At 32.4% G+C, this 17,823-nt stretch carries 19 protein-coding genes; 8 read left to right on the plus strand and 11 right to left on the minus strand.

Annotated features, from left to right (window positions below):
• Window positions 1-4: 4 nt before the first annotated feature.
• The 3 genes from AC4FRF_RS13355 to AC4FRF_RS13365 are packed head-to-tail and all read right to left on the minus strand — an operon-like array spanning window position 5 to window position 2,459.
• A complete protein-coding gene (locus AC4FRF_RS13355) occupies window positions 5-1,396 on the minus strand; it encodes an outer membrane beta-barrel protein (RefSeq protein ID WP_491160053.1) in 1,392 nt (463 codons plus the stop codon).
• A 44-nt stretch (window positions 1,397-1,440) separates the two neighbouring features.
• Window positions 1,441-1,992 (minus strand): RNA polymerase sigma factor, encoded by a 552-nt coding sequence (locus tag AC4FRF_RS13360; RefSeq protein WP_491160054.1) that lies wholly within the window; start codon window positions 1,990-1,992, stop codon window positions 1,441-1,443.
• A gap of 56 nt (window positions 1,993-2,048) precedes the next feature.
• Window positions 2,049-2,459, minus strand: coding sequence for a hypothetical protein (locus AC4FRF_RS13365; protein ID WP_491160055.1), 411 nt, complete (start codon window positions 2,457-2,459; stop codon window positions 2,049-2,051).
• Window positions 2,460-2,608: 149 nt separating this feature from the next.
• Here AC4FRF_RS13365 and AC4FRF_RS13370 point away from each other — a divergent pair, with 149 nt between their 5' ends.
• Together AC4FRF_RS13370 and AC4FRF_RS13375 are read left to right on the plus strand one after the other, a co-directional pair.
• On the plus strand, window positions 2,609-3,967 hold the full coding sequence (locus AC4FRF_RS13370; protein ID WP_491160056.1) for a DNA recombination protein RmuC: 1,359 nt from the start codon (window positions 2,609-2,611) through the stop codon (window positions 3,965-3,967).
• 209 nt (window positions 3,968-4,176) lie between these two features.
• Window positions 4,177-4,719, plus strand: a complete 543-nt coding sequence (locus AC4FRF_RS13375) for a YceI family protein (protein ID WP_491160057.1) — start codon at window positions 4,177-4,179, stop codon at window positions 4,717-4,719.
• Between the two features lie 2 nt (window positions 4,720-4,721).
• On the opposite strand, the gene AC4FRF_RS13380 is transcribed toward AC4FRF_RS13375, so the two are convergent.
• Window positions 4,722-5,636 (minus strand): TIGR01777 family oxidoreductase, encoded by a 915-nt coding sequence (locus AC4FRF_RS13380; RefSeq protein WP_491160058.1) that lies wholly within the window; start codon window positions 5,634-5,636, stop codon window positions 4,722-4,724.
• 111 nt (window positions 5,637-5,747) lie between these two features.
• Between AC4FRF_RS13380 and AC4FRF_RS13385 the strand changes: the two genes are divergently transcribed.
• The 5 genes from AC4FRF_RS13385 to AC4FRF_RS13405 are packed head-to-tail and all read left to right on the plus strand — an operon-like array spanning window position 5,748 to window position 10,116.
• Window positions 5,748-6,407, plus strand: a complete 660-nt coding sequence (locus AC4FRF_RS13385; RefSeq protein WP_491160059.1) for a TetR family transcriptional regulator C-terminal domain-containing protein — start codon at window positions 5,748-5,750, stop codon at window positions 6,405-6,407.
• Window positions 6,407-7,708 (plus strand): ABC1 kinase family protein, encoded by a 1,302-nt coding sequence (locus tag AC4FRF_RS13390; protein WP_491160060.1) that lies wholly within the window; start codon window positions 6,407-6,409, stop codon window positions 7,706-7,708. Before AC4FRF_RS13385 ends, AC4FRF_RS13390 begins: the two co-directional genes overlap by 1 nt.
• On the plus strand, window positions 7,708-7,986 hold the full coding sequence (locus AC4FRF_RS13395) for a TIGR03643 family protein (protein ID WP_491160061.1): 279 nt from the start codon (window positions 7,708-7,710) through the stop codon (window positions 7,984-7,986). The genes AC4FRF_RS13390 and AC4FRF_RS13395 overlap by 1 nt, the downstream gene beginning before the upstream one ends.
• A gap of 23 nt (window positions 7,987-8,009) precedes the next feature.
• Window positions 8,010-8,693: an SDR family NAD(P)-dependent oxidoreductase gene (locus tag AC4FRF_RS13400; protein ID WP_491160062.1), complete on the plus strand. Its 684-nt coding sequence runs from the start codon at window positions 8,010-8,012 to the stop codon at window positions 8,691-8,693.
• A gap of 4 nt (window positions 8,694-8,697) precedes the next feature.
• The gene (locus tag AC4FRF_RS13405) at window positions 8,698-10,116 is read left to right on the plus strand and encodes an SDR family oxidoreductase (RefSeq protein WP_491160063.1); all 1,419 of its coding nucleotides are present in this window, start codon (window positions 8,698-8,700) and stop codon (window positions 10,114-10,116) included.
• Window positions 10,117-10,276: 160 nt separating this feature from the next.
• On the opposite strand, the gene AC4FRF_RS13410 is transcribed toward AC4FRF_RS13405, so the two are convergent.
• The 7 genes from AC4FRF_RS13410 to AC4FRF_RS13440 all read right to left on the minus strand — a co-directional run bounded on the left by AC4FRF_RS13410 (window position 10,277) and on the right by AC4FRF_RS13440 (window position 16,914).
• The gene (locus AC4FRF_RS13410) at window positions 10,277-11,572 is read right to left on the minus strand and encodes a cryptochrome/photolyase family protein (RefSeq protein ID WP_491160064.1); all 1,296 of its coding nucleotides are present in this window, start codon (window positions 11,570-11,572) and stop codon (window positions 10,277-10,279) included.
• The gene (locus AC4FRF_RS13415; RefSeq protein WP_491160065.1) at window positions 11,572-12,033 is read right to left on the minus strand and encodes an SRPBCC family protein; all 462 of its coding nucleotides are present in this window, start codon (window positions 12,031-12,033) and stop codon (window positions 11,572-11,574) included. The genes AC4FRF_RS13410 and AC4FRF_RS13415 overlap by 1 nt, the downstream gene beginning before the upstream one ends.
• Before the next feature lie 147 nt (window positions 12,034-12,180).
• Complete coding sequence (locus AC4FRF_RS13420; RefSeq protein WP_491160066.1) at window positions 12,181-12,621, minus strand: sterol desaturase family protein; 441 nt, start codon at window positions 12,619-12,621, stop codon at window positions 12,181-12,183.
• 22 nt (window positions 12,622-12,643) lie between these two features.
• Entirely contained in the window at window positions 12,644-13,486 is an 843-nt protein-coding gene (locus AC4FRF_RS13425; protein WP_491160067.1) for a phytoene/squalene synthase family protein, read from the minus strand.
• A 2-nt stretch (window positions 13,487-13,488) separates the two neighbouring features.
• On the minus strand, window positions 13,489-14,958 hold the full coding sequence (crtID, locus tag AC4FRF_RS13430; RefSeq protein ID WP_491160068.1) for a bifunctional phytoene desaturase/3,4-desaturase: 1,470 nt from the start codon (window positions 14,956-14,958) through the stop codon (window positions 13,489-13,491).
• A 37-nt stretch (window positions 14,959-14,995) separates the two neighbouring features.
• Window positions 14,996-15,892, minus strand: a complete 897-nt coding sequence (locus AC4FRF_RS13435; RefSeq protein ID WP_491160069.1) for a MerR family transcriptional regulator — start codon at window positions 15,890-15,892, stop codon at window positions 14,996-14,998.
• Between the two features lie 62 nt (window positions 15,893-15,954).
• A complete protein-coding gene (locus AC4FRF_RS13440; protein WP_491160070.1) occupies window positions 15,955-16,914 on the minus strand; it encodes an ion channel in 960 nt (319 codons plus the stop codon).
• 192 nt (window positions 16,915-17,106) lie between these two features.
• On the opposite strand from AC4FRF_RS13440, the gene AC4FRF_RS13445 reads away from it, so the two are divergent.
• Entirely contained in the window at window positions 17,107-17,817 is a 711-nt protein-coding gene (locus AC4FRF_RS13445) for a DUF4197 domain-containing protein (RefSeq protein WP_491160071.1), read from the plus strand.
• Window positions 17,818-17,823: the final 6 nt, after the last annotated feature.

Below are 17,823 nucleotides of genomic sequence, written 5' to 3' on the forward strand. Positions count from 1 at the left end.
TCAATTAAAAAGAAACATTTAAACCAAAATTAAACAGCAACTGAAACTGATTGAAATTCTGATTTTCAACTGGCTTAGTATAATAATTCATTCCAGGCTCAACAAAAACCTTTGTTTTTTTAAACAATTCGTATTGCAAAGAACTGCTCAATACTGAACCAAAAATCACTTCGTTTACATCTGAATTTTTCCCTATCGAACTATCATCGAGTAAAACTTCATTTGAAATTACTTTACCCACAAATCCTCCTGTATTCAAGTTTAACTGGATTTTTCCTTTGTTTAAAAGCACATAAGAAACTTCCATAGGCACTTGTAAGTATTGGACTTTTTGAGATAAATTTCCTGTTTCATAAAAACTATTTGTTAGTGCATTTTTAGAATTATCATGTGCATTCTCAATAAATACATAATTAGAATTTGTTGAAATACTACCTTTTTCTTTAGATCCTGAAAATGGAGCTCTAGAAGTGGTAACCAAACTTTGAGCCGAATTCACATAGGAAACATTAGCCAATTGCTGACCCAATTCACTAATTTTCAAACCTGTTGCTACAGCCCATTTACGATTGAGTTTATAATTAGTTTTTATACCATAGCTGTATCCTTTTTGAGATTCTATAGTATTTCCTAATGACTTTTGATTCTTTACATTCTGCGAACTGTTGACTCCTGCAAAAACTTGCAACGACCATTTATCAGCAACGGTGTTTGTTTTTTCTTTCTTTTGTTGTTCTTTAGCCAACACAGCCAAAGCATTTTCTTCGATGTTAACAGTCTCTAATTTTTCTTTTGTACTTGTATCAGCAATAGCTTTTCCTGTAATATTCTTAGTTTCTGTAGTTGTTTTATTTAGCAAATCTTCATTTACTTCTGATTCTACCAAGGTATGATTTTCATTGGCTAAAACAGAAGATTTCCTATTATAAATTGTTTCTTGTAAATCATTCGTTGATTTTGAAATTTGCTTTTTATCTGTGCTTGAAATTAAAGATGGTGTTGCTACTTTTTTATCTTTTCTATCCTTATTCGTTACTACTCCGTTTAGTATTGATTCCTCTTTATTTTGTTTATTCTCTTTTTGCTCAGATTCTTTAATAACATGATTATCTCCGTCTCTAACAGCATTGATTCCTCTGGATTGATTTACCACTCCTTTTTCAGATGAACTAGGAATGTTTTTTAAGGAATTCCCTTCATCAGAATTAAAATAAAAAGTAGCTAAAAGTCCTAAACCAACAACCAAACTTGCAGCAATCGGCCACCAAAATGGCGTTCTTTTTTTCTTTTTAGGAGCAACTAATTTTTCTTCAATCCCTTTCCACAATTCGTCTGGAGGAACTTTAGAAAAATCTTCTAGTGAAGAAAACAGTTTTTCTATATCGTCTTTTTTCATAATCTCATCTTATTGCATTTCTTTCATCGAAATCCAAACATTACTTATACATTTTTAGAAGCCATTAATGCTAAAACTTTTTTTTGCAAATTAGTTTTTGCTCTATTTAAATTAGACTTAGAGGTGCCTTCTGAAATATTCAATGCAATGGCAATTTCTTTGTGTTTCATTTTTTCAAAATAATACAAGTTAAAAACCAATCGGTATTGATTGGGCAATTGTTGGATGCATTCTAATAATTTTTCCTGGGGAATTGAAAAGCTGTCTATTTCTGATTCATCATCAACTATATCTTCCTGATAAATTTCATCAACAAAAAGAAAATCCCGTTTTCTTTTATTTAATGTTTCTATCAATTTATTTATAAAAATACGCTTCAACCAGCCTTCAAAACTGCCTTCAAATCGATATTGACCTATTTTTTGAAAAGCTATTACAAATGCTTCTTGAAAGACATCTTTAGCATCTTCTTCGTTCTTCATGTATTTCATACACAAACCATACAATACAGGAGCAAACAACTGATAAATTTTCTGTTGTCCTCCTCTATCATTTTCGATACACAGCTGAATATAATGGTCTAATGGTTCTTTCAAAAAATAACTCTTAAAACAGTTTGACGTTAACAAATTTAAACATTCTTTCTTCTTAATTACTTTACATAAGTCAAAACATAACCATCCACAAAGTTGTCCTGAATACTCAAACTTTTGTTATCTATATACTGAATCACATAGCTCATTCCATTAAAATTCAACAAATAATGCTGTTTAGCATCAAAAATACTTTTCCCCATAGTTATTGTATAGCTGTATTTTCCTGTTTCAATATTATTGGTAAAAACCTTCACTTCATCATGAGTATCAAAAACTAATTTTTTATCCACGCCAGTACTTTCGGGAGTTACCACCTCTTTTCCGCTAAAGCCTCCGCTAGATTTTTGCCAATACCAAGTACCTACAATGGTAAGTGAATTGGGAGTATACTCTCGGTCGTTTTTGAGGGAACAAAAAGACAGAAACAATAAAAAAAGGATAAAAAAATACCGAATCACTTTTCTCATAACAGCAGTTGCTTGATATTGATAAAGACAAAGAATATTTGAAAAGGTTGCGTAAAAAACTTTAAAAAAAAGTTATTCTATTGAAATAAAAAAGACACAAAATCGGCTTTAATCTTTATTTTTGCTTACTTTACTTATAAACTATACTTATGCTAAATATGCTCTCTTTTCTGTTTTCATTTATCATTGCACTAGGACTTGGTATTTTTATTGGAAAATTAATTTTCTCTGCTCGTTTTCAGTCTGAAAAAACAAGTCTAGAAGAGAAATTAATTGCTCTTACATCACAAATCAATCAGTTGAAAGAACAATTTGCTAACGAAAAAAACAATTTCGAGAAACAATTAGAAAATACTAATCTGGAAAAAGAAGCCATTCGAAACGAAAAAGACAGTTTAGCAATCCAACTTTCGAAAAAAGAAGTTGATTTTGAAAATCTTTGGGAACGCAATAAAGAACAAAAAGACGAGGTAGAAAAACTACAGGAAAAATTCACCAAAGAATTTGAGAATTTAGCCAACAAAATCTTAGACGAAAAGTCGAATAAATTCACCGAACAGAATAAGGAAAACATGAAAAATATCTTGACACCTTTGCAAGATAAAATTCAATTATTCGAAAAGAAAGTCGAAGATACTCATAAAGAAAGCATTGATTATCATGCGGCTTTGCGCCAACAAATTTTAGGCTTACGCGAAATGAATATTCAAATGAGTAAGGAAACCCTAAATTTAACCAAAGCTTTAAAAGGCGATAGCAAAATGCAAGGAAACTGGGGCGAATTAGTCTTAGAACGCGTTTTAGAAAAATCAGGTTTAGAAAAAGGTCGTGAATACGAAGTGCAACAAAGTTTCACCACCGATGAAGGTAATCGTGTTTTTCCTGATGTTGTGATCAATTTGCCTGATGGAAAAAAGATGATTGTCGATTCTAAAGTTTCTTTGACAGCTTATGAAAAATACATTAACGAAGACGATGAGGAATTAAAAAATTCTTATTTAAAAGAACACGTTAATTCTATCAGACGTCACGTGGAGCAATTAGGGAACAAAAATTATCAGGATTTATACCAAATTGAAAGTCCTGATTTTGTATTGCTTTTTATCCCAATTGAACCTGCATTTGCCATTGCTTTAAACGAAGATACGGCATTGTATAATAAAGCTTTCGAAAAAAATATCGTCATTGTTACTCCTGCAACACTTTTGGCCACTTTACGTACCATTGACAGTATGTGGACCAACCAAAAACAACAGGAAAACGCATTAGAAATTGCTCGTCAAGCAGGCGCATTGTACGATAAATTTGAAGGTTTTGTGGCCGATTTGATCAAGATTGGTAAAAAAATAGACGAAACTAAAGTAGAATACAGTGGCGCTATGAATAAATTAGTTGACGGAAGTGGAAACCTAATTACAAGAGTAGAGAAACTAAAAAAAATGGGAGCCAAAGCCAAAAAAGCACTTCCGGAAAGCATCATTGCTCGAGCTAAAAAAGATGATAATTGAGTTGAATAACCATTTTTAAATCATAAAAACAAATTAATTATAAAAAAGCTTTCTTACTTTTTTATTCAATAAGCAAATGCTTTTTTTCTTTTCATTTTTATTATAGACAAAAAGCATAAAAAACCGTTATTCTACCTATACTTAGCCAGTTTTTTATTAGGATTTTTACACTTTTTTTTCTAACTTTAAGTAGAAAACAAAATGCTGTCATGAAAAAAATTCTACTTCCCTTTTTATTTTTTTTCAGTGTATCATTAGTGGCTCAAGATAAAAAAATGACTACTAATGGCAGCATTACTTTTGAAGCCTCGGTACCCTTTTATGAAGCTGTGGAAGCTAAAAACAATCAGGTTTATTGTTTTTTAAATACAAAAAACGGAAATATTACATTTGTTGTAATGATAAAAAACTTTCATTTTGAAAGAAGTTTGATGGAAGATCATTTCAATGCCAATTACATGGAGAGCAAAAAATATCCAAAGGCAGTATTTAAAGGAGAAATTGAAAAGTTTTCTAATCAAAAAATCAACGATATTTTAACGGAATATTATCTCAAAGGAAAAATTACAATACACGGTGTAACAAAAAACATTAGAGTGCTTGCACGGCTTTCTAAAACAGCCAAAAACACTATTGTAATCCAATCAAAATTCAACTTAAATACCGACGATTTTAAAATTGACATTCCCTATATTGTTCGCAGTAAAGTATCTAAAAATGTTAATGTAGACTTGAATGTTGAACTCCAATAATATTATTTGGACAAACAATCTTTTAAAGCTGTTTCTAAATTAGTATACTTAAATTGAAATCCTACAGCAACTAATTTTGCATTGGATATTCTCCGGCCTTTTAAAACTATTTTTGCCATTTCGCCCAAAACTATTTTTATTAAGAAAGATGGAATATTAGGTAGCCAAATAGCATATCCATAAACTTTAGCCAAAGTTTTTGAAAACAATTCGTTTGTAGTGTCATCAGTAATTGCAGCATTATAAGCGCCTTGCATTTTCGGATTCTGAATGGCTTCAATATAAATTCTACACAAATCTTCCACATGAATCCATGGCATGTATTGTTTTCCAGAACCTAATCCCGATCCCAATCTTAACTTAAAAACAGGGCTTAATTTGGCCAGCAAACCTTCCTTTTTGCCTAACACTAAACCCGTACGAATTTTAACTGTTCTGATTCCTAGTTTTTCAAATGGTTTTGCCGCAGCCTCCCATTTTTGACATGTTAAACCTAAAAAATCATTGGCAGGCTGCATGTCTTCGGTACAAATGGCACGACCATTAATTGCTCCGTAAATACCAACAGCCGAAGCAGAAATAAAAGCTTCAGGTTTCTTATCACTTTTTTGCACTGAAGAATAAATTAATTGCGTCGAAAGTACTCTACTCGATAGAATAGATTCTTTTCTTTTATCAGTCCAGCGTTTTCCCGCTATATTTTCTCCAGCCAAATGAATTACATAATCTGCATTTTGGATAGCTTCATCTTCTATCCATTGCTTTTCTACATCCCAAGTATAATAAAAAACAGCATCGGTATTCTTTTTTTTACTTCTACTTAAAATCGAAACGGAATATCCATTAGCAATTAACAGCCGTGTTAAATGCTTGCCCACAAAACCAGTTCCTCCAGTTATCAAAATATTTTTCTTCATCACTCTTTATTTTGTGTTCAATTCAAATATACAAAAACATTTTGTTTAACATTAACATATAATAGTTAAACAATTCATTATCTTTATAATCAATATCTAAAATTTTAAAAAATGGCAACTAAGAAAACAATAATAACAAAAGACGCTATTGTTTCTATGTATATGAATTATACTTTAGAGCACAATGAAAAGCCAAAATCAGTCTACCTTTTCACAAAATTGAATGGCTTTTCGGAATCGGAATTTTATAATTTCTTTGGAAACTTAGAAAGCATTGAAAAAGAAATTTACAATCTCTTTTTAGAAAAAACCATAGAATTATTGCATAAAGATTCCAATTACGAATCCTATGACATGAAGAGTAAGTTGTTGAGTTTTTACTTTACATTTTTCGAATTATTAGCTGCTAACAGAAGTTATGTATCCATGAGTTTAAAAGAAGATAAAAACCAACTTAAAAACCTGATGCAGCTTTCTAGCTTAAGGACTAATTTCAAAAAATATATTGCTGCTATCACCACGGATGAAGTACGGATGCAACAAGAAAAAATAAAAGATTTTCAGGAAAATGCTATTCAGGAAAGTGCTTGGATCCAATTCCTACTAACCCTAAAATTTTGGTTAGAAGACGGTTCTCCCAATTTTGAAAAAACAGACATCTACATTGAAAAATCCGTAAAACTAAGTTTCGATTTGATGAATGTAGCGCCCCTGAACAGTTTAATCGATTTTGGAAAATTTATTTTTAAAGAAAAAATACAACACAGCTAATGAAAACCATCGATTATATACCAACTTCAAAAATTGAGCGTGCCACTAAACTAGTCCAGACAGGTGCTAAGGTGGGAGTGAATTATTTGAAATATTATGGCGAAAAAATGGTGAATTCCGATTTAAATCGGGACAAATTAAATGAGGAAAATGCCGAAGACATCTATAACGGCTTAAAAAGTTTGAAGGGCAGCGCACTCAAAGTGGCACAAATGCTCAGTATGGACAAGAATTTTTTGCCTCAGGCCTATGTTGAGAAATTTTCACTTTCTCAATTTTCGGTTCCACCGCTTTCAGCGCCATTAGTATTAAAAACATTCAAATCCAATTTTGGAAAAACACCCTATGAGATTTTTGACGAATTCAATCCGAATTCAGTCAATGCAGCCAGTATTGGACAAGTTCATTTGGCAGTAAAAAACAATAAAAAATTAGCGGTAAAAATCCAGTACCCTGGGGTTGCCAACAGTATTTCATCCGATCTGGCTTTGGTAAAACCTATTGCTATCCGAATGTTTAATTTGCAAGGAAAAGATTCTGATAAATATTTCAAAGAAGTCGAAGACAAACTGATTGAAGAAACCAACTATTTACTGGAACTTAAACAAAGTCAGGAAGTGGTAAAAGCCTGTAAAAAAATTGACAATTTAGTTTTTCCCGAATATTATCCTGAATATTCGTCAGAGAAAATCATTACCATGGATTGGATGACCGGAAAACATTTATCTGAATTTAAAAATTCTAATCCGGAAATTGCCAACAAAATTGGTCAAGCATTATGGGATTTTTACATGTACCAAATTCACATTCTTAGAAAAGTTCATGCCGATCCGCATCCTGGAAATTTCTTGATTAACGAGCAAAATGAATTGGTTGCACTCGATTTTGGTTGTATCAAAAGCATTCCAAATGACTTTTATGTTCCTTATTTTGAATTGGTAAATAAAGACGTAATTGACAACCAAGAGCTTTTTAGAAAAAAACTATTTGAATTAGAAATCCTTAGAACAGACGATTCTCCAGAAGAAATCAGCTATTTCACTCAAATGTTTTATGATTTGTTGTCTTTGTTTACCCAACCTTTCCAAACGGAAACTTTTGATTTTTCGGATGAAGTATTCTTTGAAAACATCGCTCAGCTAGGAGAACGTTTTTCTAAAGACACTAATCTTAAAAAAATGAACGGAAATAGAGGTTCCAAACATTTTATTTATATGAATCGAACCTTTTTTGGTCTGTACAATTTAATGTTTGATTTGAAAGCAAAAATTGACGTAAATCAATACCAAAAGTATTCCTAATGAAAAAAGAACTAAGCGATTTAGACAAAGACCGCATCATTGAAATGGCTTGGGAAGACCGAACTACTTTTGAGGCTATTCAGTTGCAATTTGGACTAAAAGAACAAGAGGTAATTGACTTGATGCGTGCTGAAATGAAATCGTCTAGTTTTAGAATGTGGCGCGAAAGAGTTCAAGGCAGAAAAACAAAACATGAAAAACTAAGAAATTTTACTGATGGACGTTTTAAATGTAGCAGACAGAGGCAAATAAACAACAATAAGATTTCGAAGAGATAAATTACAACAAAAGAGATTTTAACATGAAAAACATCGTAATCATAGGTGGAAGTAAAGGAATAGGAAATGCTATTTTAATGCAACAATTAGCAAACAATACTATTTATAATATTAGCCGAAATGCCCCTGAGATTACGCACCCGAACCTAATACATTACTCGATGGATGTACTGCAAGATACACTTCCAGAGATTGAAATTATTGATACCCTAATTTATTGTCCGGGTTCCATCAACCTAAAACCCATCGGGAATTTAAGTATCGATGATTTTAGAAATGATTTTGAAATCAACGTCATTGGAGCAGTAAAATGCATACAAAACTATTTACCGCAATTAAAAAAAGGAATTAGTCCATCCATTCTGTTATTTAGTACGGTGGCAGCTAAACTGGGAATGCCTTTTCATGCTAGTATTGCCACTGCCAAAGCTGGAGTTGAAGGCTTAGTTAAAACCTTAGGAGCTGAATTAGCTTCATCCGTAAGAATCAACGCCATTGCCCCTACTATTACCGAAACCTCACTTTCGGCAACTATTTTAAGAAACGATAGAATGAAAGAAATGATGGTGGAACGTCATCCTATGAAAGGCTATTTGAAACCTAAAGAAGTAGCAGAAATGGCTAATTTTTTAATTTCAGAAAAGGCAAAATCAATTTCAGGACAAATTTTTGAAATGGACTACGGCATCGTAACATTTAAGATTTAACACCATGAAAATTCTCTTAACAGGTGCAACAGGCTACATTGGAAAACGACTTTTGCCTATTTTAGTTGCGCAAGGTCATGATGTGCTATGCTGTGTAAGAGATAAAAATCGATTTTATATTCCAATTGAATTCAAAGACAATATAGAAGTCATTGAAGTAGATTTTCTAAAAAAAGAAAGCTTATTAAATATTCCTGAATCAATTGATGCCGCTTATTATTTAATTCATTCCATGTCCAGTTCTTCGGATAATTATGATCAATTAGAACGTATTTCGGCTGAAAACTTTGTAGAAAGAGTCAATCTAACTCAAGCCAAACAAGTTATTTATCTTAGTGGAATTGTCAATGACAAATCGCTTTCCAAACATTTATCCTCTAGGAAACAAGTAGAAGATGTTCTCACTTCGGGAACTTTTGCAATGACTACTCTAAGAGCAGGAATTATCGTTGGTTCTGGAAGTGCTTCTTTCGAAATTATTCGGGATTTAGTCAACAAACTTCCCGTGATGATCACGCCCAAATGGCTCAATACCAAATGCCAACCTATTGCCATAAATGATGTTTTGGAGTTTCTGACCAAATCATTATTAAATCCACTTACTTATAATCAAAGTTTTGATATTGGTGGTCCTGACATCCTCACTTATAAAGAAATGCTTTTAGGTTTTGCAAAAGCAAAGAAATTACGCCGTTGGATTTTTACGGTTCCTGTTATGACTCCTAAATTATCTTCTTATTGGTTGTATTTTGTAACTTCAACATCTTACAAATTAGCATCTGCCTTAGTAAGCAGCATGAAAGTGGAAGTAATATGCAAGGATTCTACAATCAATGAATTATTAAAAGTCCAACCGATGTCCTATGAAAAAGCATTATCTAAAGCATTACTAAAAGTAGAAGAAGATCAAGTAGCATCAAGCTGGAAGGATTCCTTAGTAAGTGGACGATTTAAAAACAATCTTAGTGAATACCTAAAAGTTCCTAAAAAAGATTGTTACATAGACAGACGCAAAAAAGAAATCATCAACCGTGATTTTACTATCAATCAAATTTGGTCAATAGGTGGCGAAACAGGTTGGTATTATGGAAATTGGCTGTGGAATATTAGAGGATTTATCGATAAATTATTTGGCGGCGTGGGTTTACGAAGAGGACGAACCAATAAACACAGCATTCATTCTGGTGATGTATTGGATTTTTGGCGGGTTTTGTATGCCGATAAAGAAAAGGGGAAACTAGTTCTTTTTGCCGAAATGAAACTCCCTGGAGAAGCTTGGCTTGAATTCAAAATTATTGGAAATACGCTGTATCAATCGGCTACATTTAGACCTAAGGGGATTTGGGGAAAATTGTACTGGTATTCCGTTTTACCTTTTCATGGGTTTATTTTTGAGGGAATGTTGAAGAAATTAATCCAATAAATTAAACATATAAGTCATATGAGTTTTTACAAAAAAAAAGCCTTTATTAAAACCATTAAGAAATTAAGAAAATTAAGTTTTAAAACTAAACGAACTTATATCTACGACTAATTTTACTATTCCAATATTGATAAACTTAGATGATTTATATGTTAGAATATCATTTCAATATTCCAGCCTTATAAGTAGCAATCGCTCTATCTCTTGCAAAGGCGTGATCAACCATCGGTTCGCCGTAACCAAAATCGAATTCGGGAATCCATTTTCGGATGTAAATGCCTTTTTCGTCAAACTTTTTCAGTTGAATGTCAGGATTAAAAACCCTAAAATAAGGTGCAGCATCACAACCTGTTCCGGCAGCCCATTGCCAGTTTCCCACATTGGCTGACAAATCATAATCCAATAATTTTTGGGCAAAATAAGCTTCGCCCCATTGCCATTGAATCATCAAATGTTTGCATAAAAAACTCGCCACTACCATTCGAACACGATTGTGCATATACCCAGTTTCATTGAGCTGCCGCATTCCTGCATCAACCATAGGATAACCTGTTGTTCCCGAACACCATCGTTTGAAATCTTCTTCGTTATTACGCCATTGAATTCCATCATAAGCTGATTTGAAATTCTGTGTCACCACCTTTGGGAAATGATATAGAATTTGCATAAAAAACTCTCTCCAAATCAATTCGCTTAAAAAAAAAGCATTGGTTTTGGCTGCAAAATTGACCATTTTTCGAACACTTACCGTTCCAAAACGCAAATGTGGCGACAAATAAGATGTAGCATCTACCGCTGGAAAATCACGTGTTTCCTGATAATTACTTAAATTATCAAGTACATACGGCTGTACTTTTATAGGACTTTGTATAAATCCAATTTGTTCCAATGAAGGAAAACTAAAATCACTTTTATAAAAATTAGAAAAGAATGGAGAAGTTTCATATTCTCGTAATGGATTTTCCTGATGGTACTTTTCCAACCATTTATTTTTATAAGGCGTATAAACCGTATAAGGCAAACCATCGGCTTTAGTGACTTCTTTTTCTTCAAAAACGACTTGATCTTTAAAAGAATATGTAATGCTTTGATTGGCGGCTAATAATTGACAAATAGCCTCATCTCGCTGAATGGCAAAGGGTTCGTAATCCTTATTAAAAAAGACTTCTTTGACATCATATTCTTGAATAAGTGATTGCCAAACTTCTTGAGTATTTCCTTTTTTTATCAAAAGTGAACTTCCTAGCGACTGCAATTCCTTATTGATATTTGATAAAGTTTCGTGAATAAACCCTACTCTAGCGTCATCTTTAGGCAAACTATCTAAAATAGCTTCATCAAAAATAAACAAAGGAATAATTGGGAATTCAGATTGTAAAGCCTGAAATAAACCAATATTATCTTCAAGCCTTAAATCACGTCGAAACCAAAAAAAAGAAACAGCTGTTTTACTCATCACTTCGTATTAAATATTTGATTTACTATTTGCTCACGATATTCAAAAATTTCTTTGAGTTTATTTTTAACCACCAAAGTATTCATGATGCGTCCGATAAAACCCAATGGTAAAGCATAATGCACTAAATCAGTCATTTTTACACCATTTTCGGTTGGTTCAAAAAAGTGCTTGTGATGCCATAAAGCATAAGGTCCAAAACGTTGTTCGTCTATAAAATACTGTCCTTCTTTTACGATGGTAATCTCAGTAACCCAAGGTAGTTTGATTCCTAAAAGTGGCGAAACTTTGTACTGAATGATTTGACCCGCATACATGTTTTTCTCATCAAAATCAGTGATTTGAAAGCCCATAGATTGCGGTGTTATTTTTTGCAAATTGCGTGGACTGGAAAAAAATGCCCAGCATTCTTCGATAGAAGCATTTACATATTGAACTGATTGTTTTGAATATACTTTCATGATTTTTTTACAAAGTGAGTTTGCGTGAAGGATAGAAGTGAAAATCCTTTTATGTAGTGCAACGAAATAAAAGATTGTAACGAATAGCCTGACCTTTAAGGAAAAACATTTTTCTTGTTTTTTCTAAAAGGGCACGCCCAAATAATGCTACATTTTATAATATTTGAAAGGAACAAAAAGCATCCCAAAACATTCGCCATCTTCCTTGCCTAAATGTTTATGGTGCACTTTATGTGCTTTTCGTAAACCTACCAGATATTTGTTTTTTGTATTCTTGAACCACTTGAAACGCTGGTGTATCAAGACATCGTGAATCATGAAATAACAAAATCCATAAAGTGTGATTCCCAATCCGATAAAAAATAAATAGTTAATTCCGCCTTCAACTCCATAATAAAAAAGGACGATGCTGGGGATGGCAAAAATGACAAAAAAGATGTCGTTGCGCTCAAAAACATTTTCATATTTCGGCTGGTGATGATCGGCGTGGAAATACCACATCAATCCGTGCATGACGTATTTATGTGTTAACCAAGTGACACATTCCATGAAGAGAAAAACAGCTATTGTAATTAAAAATGAAATCATTTTTTATTCTTTAAATCATTATTTATTCTACCAATCGCAACTTATAAGTCACAAAAGATTGGGCTAAAAGTGTGGCTTTAGTATAATTAGAAACCCGAATTCTACTATTTCCTATTTCTTTACAAGGCGTATTTTCGAGTTTTTTGAGCAATTTTTTATAATACACATAAGCGGTATAAACGCCAAATTTAGCTTCAATAGGCAATTTTACAATTCCTTGATAAGCAATTCGGAAATCTTCATTTATTTCGTTGATAATGACTTTTTTGGCTTTTTCATCAAAAGATTTCAAATCGACTCCTGGAAAATAATTGCGATTGAGAATTAAATTATCGTCTTTTAAATCTCTAAGGAAATTGACTTTTTGGAAAGCGGACCCCAAACGCATGGCTTCGTCTTTTAACTGTTCGTATTTTTGATTATTGCCTTTTACAAAAACTTTCAAACACATTAAACCCACAACATCGGCAGAACCATAGATGTATTCTTCGTATTCCGCTTTTGAATTGTAATCCTGTTTGATTAAATCCATTTTCATACTTTTCAAGAAAGCCTGAATTAAATCGTCTGAAATATTGTATTGCTTGACCGTATGCTGAAATGAATTTAAAATAGGATTCAAACTAATTCCTGAGCGATAGGCTTTATAGTATTCGATTTCGAAATCATTAATTAGGTGTTCTTTGTCAAATCCATGAAAAGAATCTACAATTTCGTCAGCAAAGCGCACAAAACCATAGATACTGTAAATGGCATCTCTAATACTTGGCGAAAGCATATATACCGCCAATGAAAATGAAGTACTGTAGTCCTTAGTCACTAACTTACTGCATTTGAAGGAAACATCGTCAAATAATTGCTTCATAACTATCCTTTTTGAAATTGTTTGTCTATTAAATTTGAAACTAACTTTCCGGAAATTAATGCTGGAGGAACTCCAGGTCCCGGAACGGTTAGTTGCCCTGTAAAATATAAATTACGAACTTTTTGGCTTTTTAGTTTTGGTCTTAAAAAAGCCGTTTGTAATAAAGTATTGGCCATTCCGTAAGCATTTCCTTTATAAGAATTGTATTGTTCGACAAAATCATTCTTACAAAAGGACTCCTTAAATATAATATTATTCTTTATACTTTGTCCTGTAAGTTGTTCAAAACGAAGCATTATTTTATCAAAATATTCCTCTCTTAAAACTTCGGAATCATTAATTCCAGGTGCTAATGGAATTAAAAAAAATCCAGATTCCATTCCCTCTGGAGCAGCCGTTTTATCAGTCACCGACGGGAAATTAGCATAAAATAATGGAGCATCAGGCCATTTTGGATCGTCATAAATATCCTTTGCATGTTGATTGAAATCAGTATCAAAAAACAACGCGTGATGCGACACATTTTTTAATTTTTTATTAAATCCCACATAAAACAACAATGATGAAGGCGCAAAAACACGACTTTCCCAATATTTTTCAGAATACTGTCGGTGCGCTGTATCTAATAATGTTTCGGTATGATGGTAATCGGCACCGCTTAAAACCAAATCCGAATCAATTCTTTTACCATTAACCACAATGGCTTTGGCAGTTTTATTTTCGACAATAATTTTTTCTATATTCGAATTAACGAAAAACTGAACACCTAATTCTGTTGCCAAACTTTCCATAGCTCTCACTACATCAAACATTCCTGTTTTAGGATGCCAAGTTCCTAGACCAAAATCGGCAAAATTCATAAAACTATAAAAAGAAGGTGTATTAGATGGTTTTGCACCAAGAAACAAAACTGGAAATTCGAGAATTTGAATGAGCTTTTCATTCTTAAATTTCTTTCGAACATCCCGACTGATAGTACTAAAAAACTGCCCTATCTTTTTAGTCGTTTCAATTGTTACTAATTCAAGAGGAGAAACACCAGGGCTGTACACTAAATCTTTTATAGCGATATCATAATTACTTTTGGCTTCAGCCATAAATGCATATAGCACTTTGCCACTTCCTTTTTCTATGCTTTCAAATGTTGCAACAATTTCGTCTAAATTATCTGCAATGGCAATAAATTCATCCACACCAAAATAAACGCTATAGGCAGGTGAAAGCTTTATCAAATCGTAATAATCTGTTGTTTTTTTACCAAAATCGGCAAAAAACCGATCAAAAACATCGGGCATCCAATACCAACTAGGTCCCATATCAAAAGTAAAACCTTCTTTTTTAAGTTGGCGCGCTCTACCTCCTATTGTATTGTTCTTTTCAAAAACCAATACTTCATGCCCACTTTTTGCTAAATAACAAGCTGCAGACAATGCGGAGAAACCAGAACCTATAATTGTAATTTTCTTTTTCATTTGTTTAACAAATATACAAAAACATCAAACAAATAATTTAGAGTTGCATAATTAATTCTTGTATAGAATTAAAAACGGAAACTTTATCTAAAAGTTGTTCTTGATCAATTAAGGAAGTTAATCTTCCAGTGTACCATAAAGCGGTAGAATCATCCTGTAATTCATCTACCATTTCTCGAACATAAGTGTTCACTTCATCTCGATCTGGCTTAACCGTCAAACAGGAAACATACACAATAGAACTAAAATGCTTCTTTAAATCCTTTAAATTAGCAATTGGCATGCTTTCGCCTAGGTAAATACTTTTATAACCTGCCAAAAGAATTTCATAGTGAATATACATCAATCCTAATTCGTGAATTTCATTCAAAGGAAGCGACAACACAAATACTTTATCTGTTTTTGTTGGGTTTAAAAACTGTAACTTTTCTGAATTTAAAATAATTTTCTGCCTTACTAAATAACTAATAAAATGCTCATTTGCAGGCGTTATTGTATCTGTTTGCCAAAGTAAACCAACTTCGTCAAACAGTGGTAAAAATACATCATGAAAAATTTCTCTAAATGATTTCTCTTCGGCCAACCAGTTGTAAGTATTAAAAAACAATTGCTGATCAAAATTCATCATTGCCATTTTAAAAGCATTTACTGCGTGATTTTTGGCATTTTTTGACGATACAATTTGCCTTACCAATTCTGGAATTTCAGATTCAGGATAGGATGCAATTTTAGAAATCTTATACCCATACTCATGCAAAAAAGTAATGTTGAGTAATTTTTGCAAACTACATAAATCATATAATCGTATATTGGTATCCGTTCGCATAGGCTCCAAAATTTGATATCTTTTTTCCCAAATACGAATGGTATGTGCTTTTATCCCTGAAAGATTTTCGAGGTCTTTTATGCTAAAAACGTTTTTTATATTGTTCATGTATTTTTATATAACATTAAACAAATATACATTTTTATTTTCAGAAAGAGTTTGTTTTCTAATTAAATAGCCATCTCCTCATATTGATTTAACTTATCTAAATCTAAAATAGTTTTAGTATTATCATCACTTCTATGATACATAGACACAAACTTAGCACCATAAATCACCTCTTCAAATGTATAAGAAGTCTTGGTTGCTACTGTATTTGAAAACATATCATCAAAGGTTTTGATGAATACAAAAATTTCTCCTCTAATGTTTTCAAAATCTTCTTTAGTAAACTGATGCAAAGGACTAGCTTCGTTAATAGGATGTACTAAAGTCCAGCTAAGGGTTAAAGCATTAATTCTATCCAATTCTAAATCGAGAGAATAAAATTTATTTACTTTTACTCCTTTTTCTTCTAGACTCATAGCTAACGTCATTTTTGCTTCGGCATCTGTAAAATTGGTATTCTTAAAAGGAGTCATTCTAATCATCAACCCCCTTCCTTCACCATAAGGAGCAATAAGCGCATTGTGTGAAAATTTTAAAAAAGCTGTAGGCTTGCTAAATCTTCCAAAAAACAAGCCGGTAGCAATGGCAAAACTCAACAATCCCATCAAGGCTTCAGCCGCAGCAAGTAAGCTAGTTAAAAACCCCACTGGACTAATGTGTCCGTAACCAACAGTTGTAAAAGTTTGAGCACTAAAAAAATAAGCTTGTCCAAATTGTACCCATTCGCTATCGTTTATAGGAATACCATCAAGATGTTCGATTCCAATGGCAAAATAAGCAAAGGCAAAAATCAAATTAATCCCTACATAAAAAAACAAAATTACCAACATGAATTTCCAAATAGGCATATCAATCATGGTATGATACCAACTAATGCGGTGTAAAAAGTGCATGCCTTTTTTCTCCACATTTGCGGTACCATTTTTATTGACAAAACGTCCTCCGTAACTATTTGCATTTGTTCCAAAACCAGTATTTCTATCTAATACTGCCCTCAGATTAATTTTACTTATAAAAGCCATCCTAAAACATCTGTTAATTTCAAAAGTAAATTTAACGAAATGTCCGTAAAAGAATCAAAGCATTATAAATAATAGTTCCAGAAATCATTTTATTTTCTAAAAAACATACATATTAAAACAAATTACAGTTACTATTTGAATTAAATAGTATTTTTGGCTTCAACAATAAACGAAACATTTAATACAATCAATATGAAAAAAATAATAGCTTTCATCATCATCTTATTTGGAGTGTCTAGCTGTGCCGAAATGCAACAAGTCCTAAATCAAATGCCTCAAGTAGGAACAACTGGAGCAATTGATATTGCGGGTGGACTAAAAGAAGCCTTAAATAATGGTATAACCAAACAAGTAAGCAAACTAACTGCAACAGATGGTTTTTATAAAAATGAAGCCGTTAAAATTTTACTTCCAGATGAATTACGTAAAGTAGATTCTGGTTTAAGAAAAATAGGTTTGAGTTCCTTAGCAGATGAAGGTTTAAAAGTAATGAATCGTGCCGCTGAAGATGCCGTAAAAGAAGCAACTCCTATATTTGTAAGTGCTGTAAAAAACATGTCTTTTACCGATGCAAAAGGAATCTTGTTGGGTAATGACAGCTCAGCTACCACTTATTTAGAAAACAGTACTTCTACCGCTTTATACAGCAAATTCAATCCCGTAATTAAAAGTTCGTTCTCTAAAGTTGGTGCCGATAAAGTTTGGGCAAACATCATTACAAAATACAACAGTATTCCATTAGTAAACAAAGTAAATCCAGATTTAACGGACTATGTGGCTAAACAAGCAATGAGTGGTGTTTTTAAAATGATTGCTGTTGAAGAAAAAAATATCAGAACCAATATTAGCGCAAGAACTTCTCCTTTATTACAAAAAGTTTTTGCTATGCAAGACAATAAATAGAAATTG

This window comes from Flavobacterium sp. ST-158 (genome assembly GCF_058309975.1).

Excerpts from the sequence above, each read along its gene's own strand:
- AC4FRF_RS13355 (WP_491160053.1), bottom strand. The coding sequence starts at position 1,396 with ATGAAAAAAGACGATATAGAAAAACTGTTTTCTTCACTAGAAGATTTT.
- AC4FRF_RS13365 (WP_491160055.1), bottom strand. The coding sequence starts at position 2,459 with ATGAGAAAAGTGATTCGGTATTTTTTTATCCTTTTTTTATTGTTTCTG.
- AC4FRF_RS13370 (WP_491160056.1), top strand. The coding sequence starts at position 2,609 with ATGCTAAATATGCTCTCTTTTCTGTTTTCATTTATCATTGCACTAGGA.
- AC4FRF_RS13375 (WP_491160057.1), top strand. The coding sequence starts at position 4,177 with ATGAAAAAAATTCTACTTCCCTTTTTATTTTTTTTCAGTGTATCATTA.
- AC4FRF_RS13380 (WP_491160058.1), bottom strand. The coding sequence starts at position 5,636 with ATGAAGAAAAATATTTTGATAACTGGAGGAACTGGTTTTGTGGGCAAG.
- AC4FRF_RS13385 (WP_491160059.1), top strand. The coding sequence starts at position 5,748 with ATGGCAACTAAGAAAACAATAATAACAAAAGACGCTATTGTTTCTATG.
- AC4FRF_RS13390 (WP_491160060.1), top strand. The coding sequence starts at position 6,407 with ATGAAAACCATCGATTATATACCAACTTCAAAAATTGAGCGTGCCACT.
- AC4FRF_RS13395 (WP_491160061.1), top strand. The coding sequence starts at position 7,708 with ATGAAAAAAGAACTAAGCGATTTAGACAAAGACCGCATCATTGAAATG.
- AC4FRF_RS13400 (WP_491160062.1), top strand. The coding sequence starts at position 8,010 with ATGAAAAACATCGTAATCATAGGTGGAAGTAAAGGAATAGGAAATGCT.
- AC4FRF_RS13405 (WP_491160063.1), top strand. The coding sequence starts at position 8,698 with ATGAAAATTCTCTTAACAGGTGCAACAGGCTACATTGGAAAACGACTT.
- AC4FRF_RS13410 (WP_491160064.1), bottom strand. The coding sequence starts at position 11,572 with ATGAGTAAAACAGCTGTTTCTTTTTTTTGGTTTCGACGTGATTTAAGG.
- AC4FRF_RS13415 (WP_491160065.1), bottom strand. The coding sequence starts at position 12,033 with ATGAAAGTATATTCAAAACAATCAGTTCAATATGTAAATGCTTCTATC.
- AC4FRF_RS13420 (WP_491160066.1), bottom strand. The coding sequence starts at position 12,621 with ATGATTTCATTTTTAATTACAATAGCTGTTTTTCTCTTCATGGAATGT.
- AC4FRF_RS13425 (WP_491160067.1), bottom strand. The coding sequence starts at position 13,486 with ATGAAGCAATTATTTGACGATGTTTCCTTCAAATGCAGTAAGTTAGTG.
- crtID (WP_491160068.1), bottom strand. The coding sequence starts at position 14,958 with ATGAAAAAGAAAATTACAATTATAGGTTCTGGTTTCTCCGCATTGTCT.
- AC4FRF_RS13435 (WP_491160069.1), bottom strand. The coding sequence starts at position 15,892 with ATGAACAATATAAAAAACGTTTTTAGCATAAAAGACCTCGAAAATCTT.
- AC4FRF_RS13440 (WP_491160070.1), bottom strand. The coding sequence starts at position 16,914 with ATGGCTTTTATAAGTAAAATTAATCTGAGGGCAGTATTAGATAGAAAT.
- AC4FRF_RS13445 (WP_491160071.1), top strand. The coding sequence starts at position 17,107 with ATGAAAAAAATAATAGCTTTCATCATCATCTTATTTGGAGTGTCTAGC.